The sequence below is a fragment of the Vibrio sp. CCB-PB317 genome, assembly GCF_022808245.1.
In the GTDB taxonomy this organism is placed as follows: domain Bacteria; phylum Pseudomonadota; class Gammaproteobacteria; order Enterobacterales; family Vibrionaceae; genus Vibrio; species Vibrio diabolicus.
In genome coordinates, this window is record NZ_JALGNU010000001.1 from 722,114 (window position 1) to 743,093 (window position 20,980).

Below are 20,980 nucleotides of genomic sequence, written 5' to 3' on the forward strand. Positions count from 1 at the left end.
AACTTGATGTCGCACGAACCCGAGTACAAAGACTGGCAACAGATTATTGAGCTAATTCGAACTAGCATGGACAGTGAGCAAGATGACATGCTGTTAACCATGCTGATGTCACGTGATGAGAGAGAATCATTAATATCACGCGTTAATATTATTAACGAGCTTCTTAAAGGAGAATTATCTCAACGTCAGATCAGCCAGATGCTTGGCGTGGGTATTGCCACTATTACTCGTGGTTCTAACGAGTTAAAGTCTAAATCTGATGAAGAGAAAGACAAACTCAAGGTTTTGTTAGAGCAAGTTGCGGTATCTAAGTAGTCAGTGATTCCAATTCGCCTTTAGGTATTGGTATCACAAGCGGTTAAGATAACGTGTTAAAAAGGGCGGAAATATCCGCCCTTTTTAGTACCTAGCAAATAGGGTGAGCGTTATAAATTTGAAGGGAAGTGCTCAGGGTTTATGAATGGAATCAGAGCCAGAATCAAGGCTTGATGGTAAACCGAACTTCGAGTCAGCTGGTTTTGGGTGAGCAGGCTGATGGCACCACCTTTCTGTTTGATGTTCTCGGTACCAAACACCTCATCCATGACATCTCCCAGCTCATTCGCATGCTCGAGTTTTTCCAATACTTTAGGCGGCAGCATTAAGCTCGCAGAGCGAGATTCACCACGGTGAGTATTCGATTCAATCACCATCCACGCAAACGTCACGTTTGTTTCAATTCCCGCTTCAAGTCCGACATAGTAATCCGCGTTTGGCATCTCTACTTTAGCGTTTTTAACGCGGTTTAGTGCACCGCGATGAGTTTCTTCATCAGTCATAGGTTGATCTGCGACTTCACTAGGTACACTGACGCCAACGAAGTTGAACTCTTGGTGCGGAAATGCACTGTTAAATGCACTTTGAACGGCATTAATTTTAGCTGGGTTTAGCGATGCGATTACGACTTTTTGGGTTGCCATGATCTTTTTACTCACTGGTGTCTATTAACTCAATTTTACTTGGGTAGGCTTTACGTTCTCACTAGGGTAACAGCCTAATACTTTCAAGTGTTTAGTGATTTTTGTTAGCTCTTCTAGTGCCTGTTGCATTTCTGTCGAAGCAAGATGAGATTCCAAGTCTACGTAGAACATCTCTTCCCATGGGTTCCCCATAATTGGACGTGATTCTAGCTTGGTCATATTGATGCTGTAACGTTGCAGCACTAATAGTGTTTCAACCAATGAGCCAGCCTCTTGGGAGGTCGACATGATCAAGGTAGTTTTTGCTGGAATCTGAGTTGAAACCTCAACTGGTTTGCGAGCAACCACGATAAAACGAGTATGGTTCTCAGTTTGGTTTGCGATGTTGCCTTGAATTGCTTGCAAGCCGTATAGCTTACCGCTTGATGCATTACCAATTGCAGCAACATCATCACGATCCATCTCTTGAACTTTCTGCATTGCATCTGCTGTGCTGGCGCAAGACTCCAGTTTTACACCTTTCATACGGCTTAAAAACTCACTGCACTGTTGGTGTGGCTGAGGATGTGAATACAGCGTTTTAATGTTTTCCAGACGAATGTCTTTTTTCGCAACCAAGCAGTGCTCGATTGGTTGAGTTAGCTCTCCAACGATGTACAGCGTCGTGTGTTGTAGTAGGTCGTACACTTCATTAATAGAGCCTGAACTGGTGTTTTCGATAGGCAGAACACCATAATCAGCATGGCCCGATTCTACTGTTTGAGTCACTTCTTTGAAGTGTTCGCAGTTGAGCTCGATAAGTTCTGTATTTTTACGGCTGAAGTATTCGCGGCTTGCCAAGTGCGAGTAAGAGCCTTTGGCTCCTAAGAAAGCGACGCGAGCAAGTGGCTTACGACTTTGTTGCGGGTTAACGAGGTTTTGCAGGTAACTTTGCTGAAGAAGCACTGAGTCTTCAATGATGGTATGGAATAGTTTAGTGATGTACTGCGCGTCGAGTTCGTATTTATCTCGGCCATTAGAAATCAGCTTAACTAATAGTTGTTGTTCTCGAACGGCATCACGAACGGGTTTTGAGGTTTGTACTTTGCTTTTGGCTACTTCAATGCTGAGTTTACGGCGCTCAGACAATAAGCTGAGAAGTTGGTCATCCAGCTCATTCAAGCGCAAACGAATTTCTTCGAGGGAAATAGGTTGGTCAGTCATCAATTCTTTCCTTATAAAAAAGCCTCCCGATTTGGGAGGCTTTCTGTTTGTTTTTGACTTTTCTTTCACAAACGAGTTCGCCCCTCCGACTATGGGAGGAAAAAGAAGTCAAAAATAAACAGTGAGGTTAAATGCATAAATAGTGCTTAATTTATGAGTGTTTAAACACAATAAGCAAGGCAGGGGAGAGCGTCAAGCAAAAAAATAGCGCCTTTCGGCGCTATTTCCTCAATCTGGTCAGTTTACTCTTCTTCTTCCACTAGCTCAGGCTTATTTGCACGTCGAGCTTCAGGTTTGTGGGTCAGCTTGTTCAATTGTCGTTCTAGTTTTTGCTCCACTTCGTTGATAGCTGCGTAAAGATCTTCGTGAGTTGCTGAGGCAATGAGCTGGCCTTTAGGAACTTTAATAACCGCTTCGAATTTCTTCTGTTTGTTTGGTTCCTCACTGAAAGTTGCTTGGCAACCAATTAGGTCTACTTGCCATTTCTCCAGTTTTTTAAACTTGCTCTCAATATGAGCTCGGATTGCAGAGGTGATTTCGATGTTTTTGCCAGTGATATTCATTGTCATAAGTGTTTTTCCTCTGTTGCATCCCTCATGGGTTGAGTTCAGATTACCGCTTTAAGTATAAAAAAATGTGACTCAGATCATTATTTTGTTCGGGTTTTTTATGATGAAAAATGAATGTGATCTCACTCAAGATCTGCTGAGATTTATCGTGAAATTGCTTGTTATCGGTTAGTAAATCCGTAGATTGGATAGAGTACTCAGCTGAAAACGTCTTCGTTTTTAGGGAAGTTTTACGGCCTAATATTAGAGGTGGTTAAAATTTAACTATACGTAAAGTGTGATGACAGTCACTGAGTCTCTCAGACGAATTTATTTACAAAGCCGCTTATTGTACAAGCGGCTTTTTTGTGTCTGGCGTTTGACTGACTTTTCGTAGCGGTATCATGAAGAAGGGATCCTTTGGAGCCAGTGATACCCGCTCTAGACTTTTGACTTGGTCCAAACTTTCTAGCTGTTTGTATATAACGTAATAGCGATTAATGCTTGTGACGTACCCAACCGTTGAGCTTAAACTTTTCCGCATAACGACTTCCACGTTATTGAACCAAATATTAGGATCGTAGCCTTGCTGGGCTGCACGTTTACGAATTCGTTCTACATTCCCGGGGCCAGCATTGTAAGCCGCTAAGGTAAAGTAGAGTTTATTTTCCGCCGTAATAGCAGGATCACTGAAGTACTGTTTACGCAAAAATGCTAAATACTTCACGCCAGCATGAATATTGTTTTCTAGCTGCCGAACGTTTTTGATATTGATATTAGGGTCTCGAGCCGTGCTGGGTAGAACTTGCATTATGCCGACTGCACCTCGACTTCCAACGAGGTCGTTATTAAAGCCGGACTCTTTATAAGCGACGGCTGCGATCAGTAGATAGTCGATATCGTACTTCTCACCATAGCGTGAAAACAACGTAGCAAGCTTTTCTAGTTGAGCAATTTTGTTGGGGTTAAGGGCTTTGTTTAGCCAACCTGTGTTATCGATGTATTTTCCGTAAATGACGTTACCGAGCAGTGTCCCAGAACGAGATTTCTGAATAAACTTGTTCACGACGGCTTTCAAACTTGGGCTGTTTTCCCGCATTGCCCAAGCGATTTTACCATTTTCACGAATAGGGATTTCTGGGTGAGCTCGAATATCATCCATCACTTTAAGCCAAAGTTTGGCTTTATGACTATCGAGAACAATGGCTTTGACGTAGCCGTTATTGAGCATCCCAACCAGTTCGTAGTCTTGCAGTGTTTCTTCAATAAAATGTACGACAACGGGTGGTAAGCCTTTTTTATTTAGCTTCTTATTTAGTGCTTGAATACTCTCAAAGTAGCTAGAACTGGCACGTACCCAAACCTCTTTGCCGCTCAGTTGCTCAATGTTAGTCATGGCTGGTGTGTTTTTGTTCGTGACTATCCACTCGTCAATACCAGTAAGAATGGGTGAACTAAAATCGACTTTCTGTTTACGTGTGTTGGTAATGGTCAGATTGGCGACGACTAGATCACCGGAGCCATTTTCTAAGGCTGGCAGAAGTTGGTCACGGGCTAGAGGAATAATTTGTACGTTAAGTTTCGGTTTGAGCTTACGAAGGTCTTTTTCGAAATGCGCCAGGAGTTCTGCACCTATTCCTTTTGGTGTACCGCCCTCAATGTAATAGAAGCCTAGATCAGCAGAAACGAGGACACGTAAAACATTCTTCTCTTTAATAACATCGAGATCCCCAGTGTAAGGAGGTTGCTTGAGTGGTGATATTTGCAGTGCGCAAACGGAAGCAGACAATAAGAGCAGCATAACTGCGCATAGCTTAGGTATCGTCACGTTCACATCCTTTTATAAAGGGGAGGGGAACTTTAAGCATATGTAGAGCCCCGTAGATCATCAAGCAAGGGCAGAACACGCTATTGCGGGTAATAAAAAACCGCCACGGTAAAAACGGTGGCGGTTTAGTTTGAAGCGGCTCAGTTACTTCACAGGGTTGAGCTCGATAAGCTTTTCAGTTCTTGCTACGGCGTCTTCCAAACCGAGTTGCTTGTAGGCCTCTAGCTGGATAGTCAGTGACTTACGTGCCGCTTCGGTGTCTGGGAATGCTTTTTGTAGCTCTTGACTGCGATTAATTGCAGCTACCCAGGCTTCACGGCGGAGATAGAAGTCAGCCGTCGCTAAATCATAGTTCGCTAGGCGGTTTTTCAGCGCAACCATGCGTTTTTGTGAATCTTCTGCGTATGGACTGTTCGGGTAGCGTTGAAGCAGCTTTTTGAAGTCATCAAACGCTTTTTTTACTGGCTCAGGATCGCGATCGCTTCGATCTACGCTGAACAGATCATGCATAAAGTTACGATCTTGCGCCATATGGCTTAGGCCGCGCATGTACAGTACCCAGTCCATTTTTTCATGGGTTGGGTTTAAACGCATAAAGCGAGAAATGGTTGCCAAGCCCAAAGCAAGGTCGTCGTTTTTGTAGTACGCATAGATTAGGTCAAGCTGCACCTGTTCTGAGTAGGCACCGAATGGGTAACGTGAGTCTAATGCTTCCAGTTTCTCAATTGCAGAAAGCCAATTACCACTTTGAAGAGAAATCTGTGCGTCTGCATACAGTTCCGAAGGCGGCACATCAGGAACGATTTCTTCTTTGCTTGCACATCCAAACAGAAGGGATACCGCTAAAAGGCCTGTTAAAGTCTGACGTTTCATATCAGGAGTCTGTTCCTTGAATCTAAATATTTCTTAAGCTGCCGTTACTTTCTTTCCAGTAACAGATACAATGACGTAATAGTCTATTTTTTCACAGTCGTGAGCATTAGTCTCACAGTTTTTAAAAAAGTTCGATATGGCTCAGCAGATTGTATTAACAAATACCGTAAAAGATAGCCAGTTAGGTCAACGTTTAGACCAAGCTATCGCCGAATTATTCGCGGACTTCTCTCGCTCGCGCCTGAAAGAGTGGCTGCTTGATGGGAAAGTTCAAGTTAATGGTGAAGTTGTCACCAAACCTCGCACCAAAGTAATGGGTGGCGAGGAAATTACATTGCAAGCCGAGTTAGAAGATGAAGAACGCTGGGAAGCGCAAGATATTCCGTTAGATATCGTTTTTGAAGATGACGATATTATCGTTATCAATAAGCCTCGTGACTTTGTGGTTCACCCAGGTGCCGGTACGCCAGATGGTACGGTACTTAATGCGTTGTTGCATCATTACCCTGATATCGCAGAAGTACCTCGTGCAGGTATTGTGCACCGTCTGGATAAAGACACAACGGGTCTGATGGTGGTGGCGAAAACCGTTCCTGCACAAACTCGTCTGGTTCGCGCACTGCAAAAACGTAATATTACTCGAGAGTACGAAGCGATCGCTATTGGTCGTATGACAGCGGGCGGTAAAGTGGACCAACCTATTGGTCGTCATTCTACCAAGCGCACGCTTATGGCGGTAGCACCAATGGGTAAACCAGCGGTAACGCACTACCGTGTCGCTGAACGTTTCCGCGAACACACACGTATCCGTCTGCGTCTTGAAACGGGTCGTACGCACCAGATCCGTGTGCACATGTCTTACCTCCAGCATCCGCTGCTCGGTGATATTGCATATGGTGGACGTGCTCGCATCCCGACAGGTGCTTCTGAAGAGCTAACGGCAATGATCCGTGGCTTCGATCGCCAAGCATTGCACGCCGTAATGCTACGCTTTGAACATCCAATTACGGGAGAAGTACTTGAGTTCCATGCCCCTGTGCCTGATGACATGGTGGCGATGACTGAAGCGCTTCGTCAAGATACGGAAGAGCACGGTTTACCGGAAGAGTTCTAAGATGAAGACAATCATTCCGAATTGGCGTGCGCCTAAAAATGTCAAAGCTTTTGCTTCAACACGCATAGGCGGTTTTTCGACAGGCCCTTACCAAGGGCTAAATTTAGGTACTCACGTTGGGGATGATTTGTCTTTAGTAGAGAAGAACCGAGCTTGGTTGGCGCAGCAGGCGAACATGCCCAATGCGCCAATCTGGTTAAACCAAACACATTCGACTGTTGTGGCTCAAGCAAATGAACCAACAACACAAGTGCTTGATGCGGACGGTGTATTTACTTCTTCAAGTCATGTTGTTTGTTCAGCGATGACCGCCGATTGTCTATCTGTATTATTGACTAATACACAAGGCACTCAGGTAGCCGCCGTTCATGCAGGTTGGCGCGGCTTAGCAAATGGTATTGTCGAAAATGCATTAGCGTTATTTTCAGGTGAAGCGATAGCGTGGCTTGGCCCTGCCATTGGATCTCAAGCCTTTGAAGTGGGTGAAGATGTTCTGCAAGCTTTTGTTGATTTTGACTCACAGGCGCATCAAGCATTCACCCCACGCGATATCGACGGCAAATGGTTTGCTGACATGTCGGTGCTGGCAACGCAACGTCTAAATCGAGCTGGAGTGACACAAGTGTTTGACTCTGGACTTTGTACTCACCAAGATAAAGCCTCTTTTTATTCGTATCGCCGTGATGGTAAAACTGGTCGACAAGCAACCTTTATTTGGATTGAAGATTAGTTATAAGCACTAAAGTGCCAAGATGCATAGTGCTATTTTTGCAAAGCTATCTTTATTCATTCACTCCCTTGAAATTCCTCCTCAGAGTATCCATCTTTCTAACTGTCAAAAGAATTTCCTTTAGTTGAGGTTAGGAAGGTAGATATGCGTCTTGATCGATTCACAAGTAAGTTTCAAATCGCTATCTCTGATGCTCAATCACTAGCGTTAGGGCGCGATCATCAATATATCGAGCCAGTTCACCTCATGGTGGCTTTGCTTGACCAAAATGGCAGTCCAATCCGTCCATTGCTTACTATGCTGGATGTGGACGTAACGCATTTACGCTCTAAATTGAGTGAAATGCTAGATCGATTACCAAAAGTCAGTGGCATCGGTGGGGATGTTCAGCTCTCTAGTTCGATGGGCACGTTGTTTAACCTGTGTGACAAAGTGGCGCAAAAGCGTCAAGACTCCTATATCTCGTCTGAAATCTTCCTGCTTGCTGCTTTAGAAGATCGCGGACCATTGGGGCAATTACTCAAAGAGATCGGTTTAACAGAGCAAAAAGTTAGCCAAGCAATCGAAAAGATCAGAGGTGGTCAAAAGGTTAATGATCCGAATGCAGAAGAGCTTCGCCAAGCATTGGAAAAGTTCACCATTGACCTTACCGAGCGAGCAGAACAGGGCAAACTGGATCCGGTTATCGGCCGTGATGATGAAATTCGCCGTACCATCCAAGTATTGCAGCGCCGTACTAAAAACAACCCTGTGATCATCGGTGAACCTGGCGTAGGTAAGACCGCAATTGTTGAAGGCTTAGCTCAGCGCATTGTCAACAATGAAGTGCCAGAAGGTTTGCGTGGTCGCCGCGTGCTGTCATTAGATATGGGCGCACTGGTTGCTGGTGCTAAGTACCGTGGTGAATTTGAAGAGCGCTTGAAGTCGGTATTGAATGAACTCGCTAAAGAAGAAGGTAATGTCATTCTGTTTATCGACGAGCTCCACACTATGGTTGGTGCGGGTAAAGGTGAAGGCTCAATGGATGCGGGGAACATGCTCAAACCTGCTTTAGCCCGTGGTGAACTGCACTGTGTTGGCGCAACAACACTGGATGAATATCGTCAGTACATCGAAAAAGATGCGGCGTTAGAACGTCGTTTCCAAAAAGTGCTGGTGGATGAGCCGACCGTTGAGGATACCGTGGCGATTTTACGTGGCTTGAAGGAGCGTTATGAGCTTCATCATCACGTTGAAATTACTGACCCAGCGATTGTTGCAGCGGCGAGTTTGTCACATCGTTATGTTTCTGACCGTCAACTGCCAGATAAAGCGATCGACTTAATCGACGAAGCGGCTTCAAGCATTCGTTTACAAATTGACTCTAAGCCAGAGTCATTAGATAAGCTTGAACGTAAAATCATCCAACTTAAGATTGAGCAACAGGCGCTTAGTAACGAGCACGACGAAGCGAGTGAAAAGCGTTTGAAAGCGCTTAATGAAGAACTCAATGAAAAAGAACGTGAGTACGCTGAACTAGAAGAGGTTTGGAATACAGAAAAAGCCGCACTTTCTGGCACTCAACATATTAAGTCTGAGCTTGAACAAGCTCGTATGGATATGGAGTTTGCTCGCCGAGCTGGTGATCTAAACCGCATGTCGGAACTTCAATATGGTCGTATTCCTGAACTTGAGAAGCAGTTAGATCTTGCAACCCAAGCGGAAATGCAGGAAATGACACTATTGCGTAATAAAGTAACCGACAACGAGATTGCAGAAGTACTTTCTAAGCAAACTGGCATCCCAGTATCCAAGATGCTAGAAGCGGAAAAAGAGAAACTACTTCGTATGGAAGACGTACTGCATAATCGTGTGGTAGGGCAAAGCGAAGCGGTCTCTGTTGTATCGAATGCCATTCGTCGTAGTCGAGCTGGGCTTTCTGATCCAAACCGACCAATTGGCTCCTTCTTATTCTTAGGTCCAACAGGTGTAGGTAAAACAGAGCTTTGTAAGACACTTGCGAGCTTTATGTTCGACAGCGAAGATGCGATGGTCCGTATCGACATGTCTGAGTTCATGGAGAAACACTCAGTGGCAAGATTGGTGGGTGCGCCTCCAGGCTATGTCGGATATGAAGAGGGCGGTTACTTAACGGAAGCGGTTCGTCGCAAGCCGTATTCGGTAATTTTGTTAGATGAAGTAGAGAAAGCGCATCCGGATGTATTTAACATTCTGCTGCAAGTTCTCGATGATGGGCGTTTAACGGATGGTCAAGGTCGTACTGTTGACTTCCGTAATACGGTTGTGATCATGACATCGAACTTGGGTTCATCTCGTATCCAAGAGAATTTCGCAACATTAGACTATCAAGGTATCAAGAGTGAAGTAATGGATGTGGTTAGCAAACACTTCCGTCCTGAGTTCTTGAACCGTGTTGACGAAATCGTGGTGTTCCATCCACTTGGTCAAGAACACATCAAGTCCATCGCTTCAATTCAATTAGAACGTTTGGCGAAACGACTAGAAGAAAAAGGATATCAACTAGAGGTTTCTGACAAAGCACTCGATTTGATCGCTCAAGTTGGTTTCGACCCTGTATATGGTGCGCGTCCTTTAAAACGCGCAATTCAACAGAATGTTGAGAACCCATTAGCCAAATCGATTCTTTCTGGTGAAATTGTTCCAGACAAGAAAGTGCAGCTAATCGTTACTAATGACCAAATTCGTGCCCATCAGTAATTGCACGGATACAATAAGAAATGAGATAAAAATCACATTCAAGGGGCCATTTGGCCCCTTTTCTATAATGTTTTAGAGCCTCTTGCCTGTTTTCTGTACGAATGAACTAAAAAGGTGAGTTTTTTTAAAAAATGCACTTGTGTTCCTTAATGAACGCCCTATAATGCGCCTCCGTTGTCAAGGGAAAGCAAGTTAAGCGACGTCTAGACAACAAGGCCAGTGAGTTAAGAATTAACTCGCAGATAAATAACTTAAAAAAGTGTTTGACACGATAAGTTATCTAGCTAAAATGGCCGTCCACTTTGAAGAGAAGTTCAAAGTGTGCTCTTTAAAAATATAAACCTATCAATCTGTGTGGGCACTCGTTGATGATAATCCAATTAGAAATTTCTCTAAATAAAGAGGGGTTTCAAATTAGGTTTCAATGAAACGAAGTGACCATTGAATCTTCGGATTCAGCACAGTCAATTCAAACATTACTTATGTAATGTTCAGTATTCATTGAGCCGAACAAAATCTTAAATTGAAGAGTTTGATCATGGCTCAGATTGAACGCTGGCGGCAGGCCTAACACATGCAAGTCGAGCGGAAACGAGTTATCTGAACCTTCGGGGAACGATAACGGCGTCGAGCGGCGGACGGGTGAGTAATGCCTAGGAAATTGCCCTGATGTGGGGGATAACCATTGGAAACGATGGCTAATACCGCATGATGCCTACGGGCCAAAGAGGGGGACCTTCGGGCCTCTCGCGTCAGGATATGCCTAGGTGGGATTAGCTAGTTGGTGAGGTAAGGGCTCACCAAGGCGACGATCCCTAGCTGGTCTGAGAGGATGATCAGCCACACTGGAACTGAGACACGGTCCAGACTCCTACGGGAGGCAGCAGTGGGGAATATTGCACAATGGGCGCAAGCCTGATGCAGCCATGCCGCGTGTGTGAAGAAGGCCTTCGGGTTGTAAAGCACTTTCAGTCGTGAGGAAGGTAGTGTAGTTAATAGCTGCATTATTTGACGTTAGCGACAGAAGAAGCACCGGCTAACTCCGTGCCAGCAGCCGCGGTAATACGGAGGGTGCGAGCGTTAATCGGAATTACTGGGCGTAAAGCGCATGCAGGTGGTTTGTTAAGTCAGATGTGAAAGCCCGGGGCTCAACCTCGGAATAGCATTTGAAACTGGCAGACTAGAGTACTGTAGAGGGGGGTAGAATTTCAGGTGTAGCGGTGAAATGCGTAGAGATCTGAAGGAATACCGGTGGCGAAGGCGGCCCCCTGGACAGATACTGACACTCAGATGCGAAAGCGTGGGGAGCAAACAGGATTAGATACCCTGGTAGTCCACGCCGTAAACGATGTCTACTTGGAGGTTGTGGCCTTGAGCCGTGGCTTTCGGAGCTAACGCGTTAAGTAGACCGCCTGGGGAGTACGGTCGCAAGATTAAAACTCAAATGAATTGACGGGGGCCCGCACAAGCGGTGGAGCATGTGGTTTAATTCGATGCAACGCGAAGAACCTTACCTACTCTTGACATCCAGAGAACTTTCCAGAGATGGATTGGTGCCTTCGGGAACTCTGAGACAGGTGCTGCATGGCTGTCGTCAGCTCGTGTTGTGAAATGTTGGGTTAAGTCCCGCAACGAGCGCAACCCTTATCCTTGTTTGCCAGCGAGTAATGTCGGGAACTCCAGGGAGACTGCCGGTGATAAACCGGAGGAAGGTGGGGACGACGTCAAGTCATCATGGCCCTTACGAGTAGGGCTACACACGTGCTACAATGGCGCATACAGAGGGCGGCCAACTTGCGAAAGTGAGCGAATCCCAAAAAGTGCGTCGTAGTCCGGATTGGAGTCTGCAACTCGACTCCATGAAGTCGGAATCGCTAGTAATCGTGGATCAGAATGCCACGGTGAATACGTTCCCGGGCCTTGTACACACCGCCCGTCACACCATGGGAGTGGGCTGCAAAAGAAGTAGGTAGTTTAACCTTCGGGGGGACGCTTACCACTTTGTGGTTCATGACTGGGGTGAAGTCGTAACAAGGTAGCGCTAGGGGAACCTGGCGCTGGATCACCTCCTTAAACGATGATTATTGCGATGAGTGTTCACACAGATTGATACGGTTTATAAAGTAAAGAGACGATACTGGGTCTGTAGCTCAGGTGGTTAGAGCGTTCGCCTGATAAGCGAGAGGTCGGTGGTTCGAGTCCACTCAGACCCACCAATTTCCTTCCCAAGGAATTGGAATACAGTATCGACACACCTTGATGGGGCTATAGCTCAGCTGGGAGAGCGCCTGCCTTGCACGCAGGAGGTCTGCGGTTCGATCCCGCATAGCTCCACCATCTTTAAGTGTTCTTGAAAAAGAATCTTTAAAAATGGTTTTCATCAGAAAATCTAGCTCTTTAACAATTTGGAAAGCTGACAAAACAACAATTTATTGTTGTTTGTAAAGTTCTCAAAGTATTCATTTATGAATACAACTAAAAACACATTCAAGTGTTCTTGGAATTTGAGTCCGGCAAAATCGATATGTCTCTCGCTCATTCAAATAATGAGAGACAACTTTGGTGATTTGAACATCAACTCGAAACTCCTTCGGGTTGTATGGTTAAGTGACTAAGCGTACACGGTGGATGCCTTGGCAGTCAGAGGCGATGAAGGACGTATTAACTTGCGATAAGCCCAGATTAGGTAGTAAAAACCACTTGAGTCTGGGATTTCCGAATGGGGAAACCCACTTACATAAGTAAGTATCGTTATGTGAATACATAGCATAACGAGGCGAACCGGGGGAACTGAAACATCTAAGTACCCCGAGGAAAAGAAATCAACCGAGATTCCGAAAGTAGCGGCGAGCGAAATTGGACTAGCCCTTAAGCTTTATAGGCGTTAGGTGAACAAGCTGGAAAGCTTGGCGATACAGGGTGATAGCCCCGTAACTGACGACGCATATTCAGTGAAATCGAGTAGGGCGGGACACGTGATATCCTGTCTGAATATGGGGGGACCATCCTCCAAGGCTAAATACTACTGACTGACCGATAGTGAACCAGTACCGTGAGGGAAAGGCGAAAAGAACCCCTGTGAGGGGAGTGAAATAGAACCTGAAACCGTGTACGTACAAGCAGTAGGAGCAGGCTTGTCCTGTGACTGCGTACCTTTTGTATAATGGGTCAGCGACTTATATTCAGTGGCAAGGTTAACCATCTAGGGGAGCCGTAGGGAAACCGAGTCTTAACTGGGCGTTCAGTCTCTGGATATAGACCCGAAACCAGGTGATCTAGCCATGGGCAGGTTGAAGGTTGAGTAACATCAACTGGAGGACCGAACCGACTAATGTTGAAAAATTAGCGGATGACTTGTGGCTAGGGGTGAAAGGCCAATCAAACCTGGAGATAGCTGGTTCTCCCCGAAAGCTATTTAGGTAGCGCCTCGGACGAATACTACTGGGGGTAGAGCACTGTTAAGGCTAGGGGGTCATCCCGACTTACCAACCCTTTGCAAACTCCGAATACCAGTAAGTACTATCCGGGAGACACACGGCGGGTGCTAACGTCCGTCGTGGAGAGGGAAACAACCCAGACCGCCAGCTAAGGTCCCAAATTACTACTAAGTGGGAAACGATGTGGGAAGGCTCAGACAGCCAGGATGTTGGCTTAGAAGCAGCCATCATTTAAAGAAAGCGTAATAGCTCACTGGTCGAGTCGGCCTGCGCGGAAGATGTAACGGGGCTAAGTAGTAAACCGAAGCTGCGGCAATGCACTTTAGTGCATTGGGTAGGGGAGCGTTCTGTAAGCGGTTGAAGGTGTGTGGTAACGCATGCTGGACGTATCAGAAGTGCGAATGCTGACATGAGTAACGATAAAGGGGGTGAAAAACCTCCTCGCCGGAAGACCAAGGGTTCCTGTCCAACGTTAATCGGGGCAGGGTAAGTCGACCCCTAAGGCGAGGCCGAAAGGCGTAGTCGATGGGAAACGGGTTAATATTCCCGTACTTCTTACAATTGCGATGGGGGGACGGAGAAGGCTAGGTGGGCCTGGCGACGGTTGTCCAGGTTCAAGTGCGTAGGCTGAAGAGTTAGGTAAATCCGGCTCTTCTTAAGGCTGAGACACGACGTCGAGCATCTACGGATGTGAAGTCATTGATGCCATGCTTCCAGGAAAAGCCTCTAAGCTTCAGATTGTAAGGAATCGTACCCCAAACCGACACAGGTGGTCGGGTAGAGAATACCAAGGCGCTTGAGAGAACTCGGGTGAAGGAACTAGGCAAAATGGTACCGTAACTTCGGGAGAAGGTACGCTCTCGACGGTGAAGTCCCTCGCGGATGGAGCTATTGAGAGTCGCAGATACCAGGTGGCTGCAACTGTTTATTAAAAACACAGCACTGTGCAAAATCGCAAGATGACGTATACGGTGTGACGCCTGCCCGGTGCCGGAAGGTTAATTGATGGGGTTAGACTTCGGTCGAAGCTCTTGATCGAAGCCCCGGTAAACGGCGGCCGTAACTATAACGGTCCTAAGGTAGCGAAATTCCTTGTCGGGTAAGTTCCGACCTGCACGAATGGCGTAATGATGGCCACGCTGTCTCCACCCGAGACTCAGTGAAATTGAAATCGCTGTGAAGATGCAGTGTACCCGCGGCTAGACGGAAAGACCCCGTGAACCTTTACTACAGCTTGGCACTGAACATTGACCCTACATGTGTAGGATAGGTGGGAGGCTTTGAAGCGCAGTCGCTAGATTGCGTGGAGCCGTCCTTGAAATACCACCCTTGTAGTGTTGATGTTCTAACGTCGACCCCTTATCGGGGTTGCGGACAGTGCCTGGTGGGTAGTTTGACTGGGGCGGTCTCCTCCCAAAGCGTAACGGAGGAGCACGAAGGTGGGCTAATCACGGTTGGACATCGTGAGGTTAGTGCAATGGCATAAGCCCGCTTGACTGCGAGAATGACAATTCGAGCAGGTGCGAAAGCAGGTCATAGTGATCCGGTGGTTCTGAATGGAAGGGCCATCGCTCAACGGATAAAAGGTACTCCGGGGATAACAGGCTGATACCGCCCAAGAGTTCATATCGACGGCGGTGTTTGGCACCTCGATGTCGGCTCATCACATCCTGGGGCTGAAGTCGGTCCCAAGGGTATGGCTGTTCGCCATTTAAAGTGGTACGCGAGCTGGGTTTAGAACGTCGTGAGACAGTTCGGTCCCTATCTGCCGTGGGCGTTGGAGAATTGAAAGGGGCTGCTCCTAGTACGAGAGGACCGGAGTGGACGAACCTCTGGTGTTCGGGTTGTGTCGCCAGACGCATTGCCCGGTAGCTAAGTTCGGGATCGATAACCGCTGAAAGCATCTAAGCGGGAAGCGAGCCTTGAGATGAGTTCTCCCTGATACTTTAAGTATCCTAAAGGGTTGTCGTAGACTACGACGTTGATAGGCAGGGTGTGTAAGCGTTGTGAGGCGTTGAGCTAACCTGTACTAATTGCCCGTGAGGCTTAACCATACAACACCCAAGGGGTTTTGATGGACTCAATGAAAGAACGTTGAATGTGTAAGAACGAGAATTAAGAAACAGCTTTCCGAATTAAAGAATTTGCTTGGCGACCATAGCGTTTTGGACCCACCTGATTTCCATGCCGAACTCAGAAGTGAAACGAAATAGCGCCGATGGTAGTGTGGGGCTTCCCCATGTGAGAGTAGGACATCGCCAGGCTTTAAATTTTGGACACTTGCTGATTACAAGCGAGTGATACCACTGCGGAGTGGTAGTTCAGTTGGTTAGAATACCGGCCTGTCACGCCGGGGGTCGCGGGTTCGAGTCCCGTCCACTCCGCCACTTATTTGAGAGTCGTCTCATTAAACACGAACTGCAGGGGTGTAGCTCCAATTGGCAGAGCAGCGGATTCCAAATCCGCGTGTTGGGAGTTCGAATCTCTCCACCCCTGCCATATATCAAGGCTCTGACTTAGGTCAGAGCCTTTTTCGTTTCTAACGAGTAGTTGTCGACATCTGAGACACATCGATCTTAAGAACATATTACATCGGTGACTTAAGCCATTCTATTTTCCCTTGCAATAGATTGCGTCACTAAGCTTCGGTGTATCGTTTTACCCTTTCTTACTTCTCTTCATACTCCTATTACTCTTCGTTAGTGAGCTAGTTGATTTACTACTTGATCTATATGACGTGTATAGAAAAGGTTAGTGGTTACATTGGCTTGGATGATTAGTGACTTGGTTCCTGTTATTATCATGAGTTAATGCTAATAATTAGGAAGTAAGTTTATGCCACATTTTCGATTCCGTGCTGTAGAGCCGCAAGCTGTTCAGGCACTATCAAAGCCTCTGACGGATGAACTTCAGCCTCTGATGGACTGTCCGCGTGAGGATTTTACTTTTGAGTATATCTACACTACGTTTTTCAATGAGGGCGAGGTGAGTGCTGCATATCCTTTTGTCGAAGTGCTTTGGTTTGATCGTGGTCAGGAAGTACAAGATAAAGTTGCTAAGCTTATTACACAGCAAGTTCGTGGTATTGCTGGTGCGGATATTGATGTTGCAGTTATCTTTTCAGCTTTATCCCCTAAAGCTTATTACGATAATGGCGAACACTACTAAAGGCTAAAAGCTATGAAGCTGAGTTTCATTGTATCTTTGGGTTTATGTTTCTCAGCTTCTGTATACTCTACTCCTTGGGAGTCTGTTGCTAACCCTACCCGAAACTCTTCTTCCTCTATTGGTAGTTATGCCAACGGTTGTTTGGATGGCGCATTACCTTTGCCTCTTGATGGCGTTGGTTATCAAGTTTTACGCAGTAAAACGAAACGCTACTATGGGCACCCTAAAACGATAGAGTTTATTGAAAACCTAGCGCTTCAAGCTCATCAAAATCTCAATACAACGCTGCTTATAGGTGACCTGTCTTTACCACGAGGAGGAAGGTTTTCTTCTGGCCATTCTAGTCACCAAACTGGGTTAGATATTGATATCTGGTTAAGACTCGCTGACCAACCGCTTTCTTATAACGAATTACAACTCCCTAAGCCAATGAGTGTGGTGGACTTAAAAGGGTATTCCATACTTAACCATCGCTGGGAAGATAGGCACTTTAGGCTGATTCGATATGCTGCACAGAGTGAGGATGTTGCACGAATTTTTGTACATCCTGTCATTAAGGAGCAGCTTTGCTCGCAAGAAGAAGGCAAAGAACGTTCTTGGTTACGTAAAGTTCGCCCTTGGTGGGGGCATCATTACCACTTCCACGTCAGGTTATCTTGTCCTGAGTCGAGTGGCTATTGTGTTGAACAAGCTCTGCCTCCCGCTGGTGATGGTTGTGGGGTAGAGCTTGCTAGTTGGGGACCGAAAGTTAAGCCTATCGATAAGCCTCCGTCTGCGAAAGTTATTGCTAAGCCCAAGCGAAAAAAAGCGATTCCACCGCAATGCCAATCACTTATCTCTACTAACTAGAGTGACTCTACAGGTTTATATTCCCTTACGTATCTCTTTTATGAAACTGGAGAAACATCATACTTTTGTCTACAGTGAATAATACCAATACAAAAACTAACCTAATTAGTTTTGGTGACATAATATAGAAATCTAAATTAAACAAAGAGTTGTAGTATAGATAAGTCGTAACTTCTCTGTTTAGAAAGATCTTTCGTCACGATACTTTGGTTTCTTAGCAATATGTCTGTCAGTTGGCTAGCGAAGCAATAACAAGGCAGACAAGTGTGTGAGGCGGGAATGGATACTTCTCCTGCTAGAAGAGTAAATCAAGGATAAAACCATGACTATGATTTGTGCAAAAGAATTTGCAGAGTGGTTAAGACACAGATTTAGCAGTGAAACGAAAGGGGTCTTATTGACTCGGGTTGATGTAAACCACCTGACAGGACGTCAGCGTCTTGATCCCGGATTTGTTAATGATGTGCATTACGAGCTGATGCAATATGGAATGGCTTTCGTTACGGACACGAGCCGAGAAAACTTTTATCTTGTGCCGGTTTCCCAAGCTGAAAATTGGCGAGATCGGTTAGAGTCTCATTTTGAAAAAGAGTTGTTTTGTAATATCTATCCTATTGAAAAGTCGGGTTAAAAAAAGGTTCAACTTTGTCTCCAAAGTTGAACCCACTTGTTCTTATGCTAACCCTTGAATAATCACAAACTTCTCCAGTAACTGCTCTTCTGTTTCTACATGATCCGGGTCTGTGATGATGCATTTTGTAATCGGACACACTGACTGACAGGTCGGCTTTTCGTAATGTCCCTTACACTCTGTACATAGAGCTGGGTCAATCTCGAAAATGCTTTCTCCCATGCTGATTGCCCCATTGGGGCATTCGGGATCGCACATGTCGCAGTTGATGCATTTGTCAGTAATGAGCAAGGCCATGATTACTTACCAGTCGGGTTACGGGTGTCCTGCCCTGAGTTTAAGTTACGCATCAATAGACCGTATTCTAAATCTAGATCTGCTGGTACTGGAATGAAGACGAAGTGACCATTCCCTTTGGCATCCTCGATAGACTCTGACTTACGGTTTTCCATTGCTTCTAGCGTGAAAACAACATTACCTTTTGGCGTCATTAGCTCAAGACTATCACCGACAAGGAACTTATTTTTCACTTCTACTTCAGCCATATCGCCACGACGTTTACCAGTGAACTCACCGACAAACTGTTGAGCATCAGAGACTGAGTAGCCGTAATCGTAATTCTGGTAGGTGTCGTGAGTATGACGACGTAGGAAGCCTTCGGTATAGCCACGGTGAGCTAGGCTCTCTAGTGTGCCCATTAGGCTTTCATCAAATGGTCGGCCTGCTACAGCATCATCAATCGCTTTACGGTAAACCTGTGCAGTACGAGCACAGTAATAGAATGATTTAGTACGACCTTCGATTTTCAGCGAGTGCACACCCATCTTAGTTAAGCGCTCAACATGCTGTACCGCACGTAGGTCTTTAGAGTTCATGATGTAAGTACCATGTTCATCTTCGTACGCTGCCATTTTTTCTTCTGGACGGTGCGCTTCAGAAAGTAGAACGACTTCATCCGTTGGTTTACCACGACCAATTGTGGTTTCAGGGCGTTCGTCTTGTACTTCGACAGGCTGTGCTTCAGATGGGTCAAACTTCTCTACAATATCACCAGCGTCGTTTTCTTTGCCTTCTTCCACTTTGTATTCCCAACGGCACGCGTTGGTGCAAGTGCCTTGGTTAGGATCACGTTTGTTTATGTAACCAGAAAGTAGGCAACGACCAGAATAAGCCATGCATAATGCACCGTGAACGAATACTTCAAGTTCAGTTTCAGGACAATGCTCACGAATTTCTTCGATTTCTTCTAGAGATAGCTCGCGAGAAACGATCACTCGTTCCACGCCATTCGCTGCCCAGAACTTAACAGTCGCCCAGTTTACAGCATTTGCTTGTACAGAAAGGTGAATTGGCATTTCTGGGAAAGCTTCACGAACCATCATGATTAGGCCTGGATCTGACATGATCAATGCGTCAGGACCCATTTCTACGATTGGTTTAAGATCACGGATGAAGGTTTTTAGCTTCGAGTTGTGTGGTTGAATGTTACATACCACATAAAGCTTTTTGCCTAGAGCATGTGCTTCATCGATACCGATTTTTAGGTTTTCGTGGTTAAACTCATTGTTACGTACGCGGAGGCTGTAGCGAGGTTGGCCAGCGTAAACTGCATCTGCGCCGTAGGCGAATGCGTAACGCATGTTTTTCAGGCTTCCCGCAGGAGACAGTAGCTCAGGTACGAATGCTTTCTCAGTTGTCATTGCTCAATTCTCTTTTATCTGATCACAAGTCAGGCCAATTCCACCTAATGGAAATGGGGCGCAAATTTTACGTCAAAATGTGAACTGTGACTAGGGTAATTGTGCTTCAGATAGAAAAACGCCCTCAAAAAAAGTGAGGGCGTTATGGTTAACCTTTATACAATATTAAGCGTTGGGATTTGGTAAGCCGCCTAGCGCATCGTATAGGTTGGGTAGGAAAGCACTGAACTCCCCACACATCAGAGAGAAGTCTGCATCAAATCGAGCTGCTTGATCTTCACGTGGAATATCGTCATTTTGATCTTTCAATTCATCAGAGAATTTTAGACGCTTAATACCCGCATCTTCTGTCATGATGAATTCAATACGATCTTGCCAATTAAGTGCAAGCTTCGTTACGACTTTATCTGCTGCGATGTGGTTGCGGATTTCATCTGTGGTCAGCTCTTGCTTCTTACAACGAATCACGCCACCTTCTTCAAGCACGGATTTTAGCTCAGCTTCGTCCATCATGGTGATACCTTGAGGTGTGTCGCCCGTTTTCACCCACTCGGTTAGCGTTGTTTCAATCGCTACTTCTGGAATGGCAGGAACAACAGGTAAACTACCCATGGTTTTACGAAGTAGTGCTAATACGTCTTCCGCTTTTTTGTAGCTGCTTGCGTCAACAAGGATGAACCCTTCTTTTGGCATGATGAGCACGTGAGTGTGGCTGCTGCGGCTAAATGCGCGAGGCAGTAAATCCATTACGATGTCATCTTTCAGGTTGTCTTTCTCTTTCTTCTTCAGAGGACGACCTTCTTGCGCTTCCATTGCTTCTACTTTTGCATTCAATGACTCTTTGATCACTGAGGCAGGTAGCATTTTCTCTTCTTTCTTGGCGCAAATCAGAATGCGGTTTTCTGACACGTGAGTCATCATGTCGCCATGTCTACCCATTGCACTGACCCAGCCAAATTTCTGTTTATCTTGACTGCCACATGGGGTGAATCGGAATTCAGACAGTTGAGTTTCTAGTTGTTCGGCGTTGAAAGTAACCTCGCGGTTAACGCGGTATACCAGACAGTTTTTAAACCACATAAATCTTCTCTAGGCTTGATGACAAGGGACTAATCATAGGGAATTTTTGTGCTGATGTCTTAATAGAAATGAAAAATATCCGAATGAACCTCAAAAGAAAGTTATATGAAAATTTGTTTTCAAAGGTCACAAAAGTGTCATA

General features: G+C 45.7%; 15 protein-coding genes, 4 tRNA genes, 3 rRNA genes and 1 other annotated feature. Of the genes, 14 read left to right on the forward strand and 8 right to left on the reverse strand.

The annotated features are described in order from the left end of the window. Positions 1 to 6: 6 nt before the first annotated feature. Positions 7 to 315, forward strand: a complete 309-nt coding sequence (gene trpR / locus MTR11_RS03380; protein ID WP_012842123.1) for a trp operon repressor — start codon at positions 7 to 9, stop codon at positions 313 to 315. Between the two features lie 110 nt (positions 316 to 425). Here trpR and yjjX read toward each other — a convergent pair whose 3' ends face one another. From yjjX to MTR11_RS03405, 5 genes are all read right to left on the reverse strand, one after another. After that, entirely contained in the window at positions 426 to 959 is a 534-nt protein-coding gene (gene yjjX, locus MTR11_RS03385; protein ID WP_243327019.1) for an inosine/xanthosine triphosphatase, read from the reverse strand. Positions 960 to 983: 24 nt separating this feature from the next. After that, complete coding sequence (pheA, locus tag MTR11_RS03390) at positions 984 to 2,162, reverse strand: prephenate dehydratase (RefSeq protein ID WP_031781005.1); 1,179 nt, start codon at positions 2,160 to 2,162, stop codon at positions 984 to 986. Positions 2,163 to 2,174: 12 nt separating this feature from the next. Next, positions 2,175 to 2,296 (reverse strand) — a sequence feature (Phe leader region). A gap of 108 nt (positions 2,297 to 2,404) precedes the next feature. Then, on the reverse strand, positions 2,405 to 2,731 hold the full coding sequence (gene hpf / locus MTR11_RS03395) for a ribosome hibernation-promoting factor, HPF/YfiA family (RefSeq protein ID WP_005397484.1): 327 nt from the start codon (positions 2,729 to 2,731) through the stop codon (positions 2,405 to 2,407). 325 nt (positions 2,732 to 3,056) lie between these two features. After that, positions 3,057 to 4,511, reverse strand: a complete 1,455-nt coding sequence (locus tag MTR11_RS03400) for a lytic transglycosylase F (RefSeq protein WP_243327353.1) — start codon at positions 4,509 to 4,511, stop codon at positions 3,057 to 3,059. A gap of 171 nt (positions 4,512 to 4,682) precedes the next feature. Further along, a complete protein-coding gene (locus MTR11_RS03405) occupies positions 4,683 to 5,411 on the reverse strand; it encodes an outer membrane protein assembly factor BamD (RefSeq protein ID WP_006743118.1) in 729 nt (242 codons plus the stop codon). 136 nt (positions 5,412 to 5,547) lie between these two features. Between MTR11_RS03405 and rluD the strand changes: the two genes are divergently transcribed. From rluD to MTR11_RS03470, 13 genes are all read left to right on the forward strand, one after another. Then, a complete protein-coding gene (gene rluD / locus MTR11_RS03410) occupies positions 5,548 to 6,525 on the forward strand; it encodes a 23S rRNA pseudouridine(1911/1915/1917) synthase RluD (RefSeq protein ID WP_005385913.1) in 978 nt (325 codons plus the stop codon). A 1-nt stretch (position 6,526) separates the two neighbouring features. Beyond that, the gene (pgeF, locus tag MTR11_RS03415; RefSeq protein WP_243327020.1) at positions 6,527 to 7,255 is read left to right on the forward strand and encodes a peptidoglycan editing factor PgeF; all 729 of its coding nucleotides are present in this window, start codon (positions 6,527 to 6,529) and stop codon (positions 7,253 to 7,255) included. Between the two features lie 144 nt (positions 7,256 to 7,399). Continuing rightward, the gene (clpB, locus tag MTR11_RS03420) at positions 7,400 to 9,973 is read left to right on the forward strand and encodes an ATP-dependent chaperone ClpB (protein ID WP_005397478.1); all 2,574 of its coding nucleotides are present in this window, start codon (positions 7,400 to 7,402) and stop codon (positions 9,971 to 9,973) included. Between the two features lie 520 nt (positions 9,974 to 10,493). Next, a 16S ribosomal RNA gene (locus MTR11_RS03425) occupies positions 10,494 to 12,046 on the forward strand. Positions 12,047 to 12,112: 66 nt separating this feature from the next. After that, positions 12,113 to 12,189: transfer RNA gene (locus MTR11_RS03430), tRNA-Ile, on the forward strand. A 45-nt stretch (positions 12,190 to 12,234) separates the two neighbouring features. Beyond that, positions 12,235 to 12,310, forward strand: a tRNA-Ala gene (locus MTR11_RS03435). 264 nt (positions 12,311 to 12,574) lie between these two features. Next, a 23S ribosomal RNA gene (locus MTR11_RS03440) occupies positions 12,575 to 15,464 on the forward strand. Between the two features lie 93 nt (positions 15,465 to 15,557). After that, positions 15,558 to 15,674, forward strand: a 5S ribosomal RNA gene (rrf, locus tag MTR11_RS03445). Together the 16S, 23S and 5S rRNA genes with 4 tRNA genes alongside form the textbook arrangement of a ribosomal RNA operon. Before the next feature lie 46 nt (positions 15,675 to 15,720). Further along, a tRNA-Asp gene (locus MTR11_RS03450) sits at positions 15,721 to 15,797 on the forward strand. A 35-nt stretch (positions 15,798 to 15,832) separates the two neighbouring features. After that, positions 15,833 to 15,909: transfer RNA gene (locus MTR11_RS03455), tRNA-Trp, on the forward strand. 336 nt (positions 15,910 to 16,245) lie between these two features. Next, entirely contained in the window at positions 16,246 to 16,578 is a 333-nt protein-coding gene (locus tag MTR11_RS03460; RefSeq protein WP_005391613.1) for a DUF1904 domain-containing protein, read from the forward strand. A 12-nt stretch (positions 16,579 to 16,590) separates the two neighbouring features. Then, entirely contained in the window at positions 16,591 to 17,427 is an 837-nt protein-coding gene (gene mepA / locus MTR11_RS03465; RefSeq protein WP_065646336.1) for a penicillin-insensitive murein endopeptidase, read from the forward strand. A 322-nt stretch (positions 17,428 to 17,749) separates the two neighbouring features. Continuing rightward, the gene (locus tag MTR11_RS03470; protein ID WP_005391608.1) at positions 17,750 to 18,058 is read left to right on the forward strand and encodes a hypothetical protein; all 309 of its coding nucleotides are present in this window, start codon (positions 17,750 to 17,752) and stop codon (positions 18,056 to 18,058) included. A gap of 42 nt (positions 18,059 to 18,100) precedes the next feature. On the opposite strand, the gene MTR11_RS03475 is transcribed toward MTR11_RS03470, so the two are convergent. The 3 genes from MTR11_RS03475 to rdgC all read right to left on the reverse strand — a co-directional run bounded on the left by MTR11_RS03475 (position 18,101) and on the right by rdgC (position 20,838). Next, positions 18,101 to 18,355, reverse strand: a complete 255-nt coding sequence (locus MTR11_RS03475; RefSeq protein WP_031780214.1) for a YfhL family 4Fe-4S dicluster ferredoxin — start codon at positions 18,353 to 18,355, stop codon at positions 18,101 to 18,103. 2 nt (positions 18,356 to 18,357) lie between these two features. Continuing rightward, a complete protein-coding gene (yegQ, locus tag MTR11_RS03480; RefSeq protein WP_006741904.1) occupies positions 18,358 to 19,758 on the reverse strand; it encodes a tRNA 5-hydroxyuridine modification protein YegQ in 1,401 nt (466 codons plus the stop codon). A gap of 165 nt (positions 19,759 to 19,923) precedes the next feature. Further along, positions 19,924 to 20,838 carry a recombination-associated protein RdgC gene (rdgC, locus tag MTR11_RS03485; protein ID WP_005391604.1) on the reverse strand — a complete coding sequence of 305 codons (915 nt, stop codon included), beginning with the start codon at positions 20,836 to 20,838 and terminating at the stop codon, positions 19,924 to 19,926. Between the last annotated feature and the right edge of the window lie 142 nt (positions 20,839 to 20,980).

Bases quoted from the DNA above. Each gene is read 5' to 3' on its own strand.
- clpB (WP_005397478.1), top strand. From the start codon at position 7,400: ATGCGTCTTGATCGATTCACAAGTAAGTTTCAAATCGCTATCTCTGAT.
- MTR11_RS03460 (WP_005391613.1), top strand. From the start codon at position 16,246: ATGCCACATTTTCGATTCCGTGCTGTAGAGCCGCAAGCTGTTCAGGCA.
- MTR11_RS03475 (WP_031780214.1), bottom strand. From the start codon at position 18,355: ATGGCCTTGCTCATTACTGACAAATGCATCAACTGCGACATGTGCGAT.
- mepA (WP_065646336.1), top strand. From the start codon at position 16,591: ATGAAGCTGAGTTTCATTGTATCTTTGGGTTTATGTTTCTCAGCTTCT.
- trpR (WP_012842123.1), top strand. From the start codon at position 7: ATGTCGCACGAACCCGAGTACAAAGACTGGCAACAGATTATTGAGCTA.
- hpf (WP_005397484.1), bottom strand. From the start codon at position 2,731: ATGACAATGAATATCACTGGCAAAAACATCGAAATCACCTCTGCAATC.
- pheA (WP_031781005.1), bottom strand. From the start codon at position 2,162: ATGACTGACCAACCTATTTCCCTCGAAGAAATTCGTTTGCGCTTGAAT.
- yegQ (WP_006741904.1), bottom strand. From the start codon at position 19,758: ATGACAACTGAGAAAGCATTCGTACCTGAGCTACTGTCTCCTGCGGGA.
- yjjX (WP_243327019.1), bottom strand. From the start codon at position 959: ATGGCAACCCAAAAAGTCGTAATCGCATCGCTAAACCCAGCTAAAATT.
- MTR11_RS03405 (WP_006743118.1), bottom strand. From the start codon at position 5,411: ATGAAACGTCAGACTTTAACAGGCCTTTTAGCGGTATCCCTTCTGTTT.
- rluD (WP_005385913.1), top strand. From the start codon at position 5,548: ATGGCTCAGCAGATTGTATTAACAAATACCGTAAAAGATAGCCAGTTA.
- MTR11_RS03400 (WP_243327353.1), bottom strand. From the start codon at position 4,511: ATGCTGCTCTTATTGTCTGCTTCCGTTTGCGCACTGCAAATATCACCA.
- MTR11_RS03470 (WP_005391608.1), top strand. From the start codon at position 17,750: ATGACTATGATTTGTGCAAAAGAATTTGCAGAGTGGTTAAGACACAGA.
- pgeF (WP_243327020.1), top strand. From the start codon at position 6,527: ATGAAGACAATCATTCCGAATTGGCGTGCGCCTAAAAATGTCAAAGCT.
- rdgC (WP_005391604.1), bottom strand. From the start codon at position 20,838: ATGTGGTTTAAAAACTGTCTGGTATACCGCGTTAACCGCGAGGTTACT.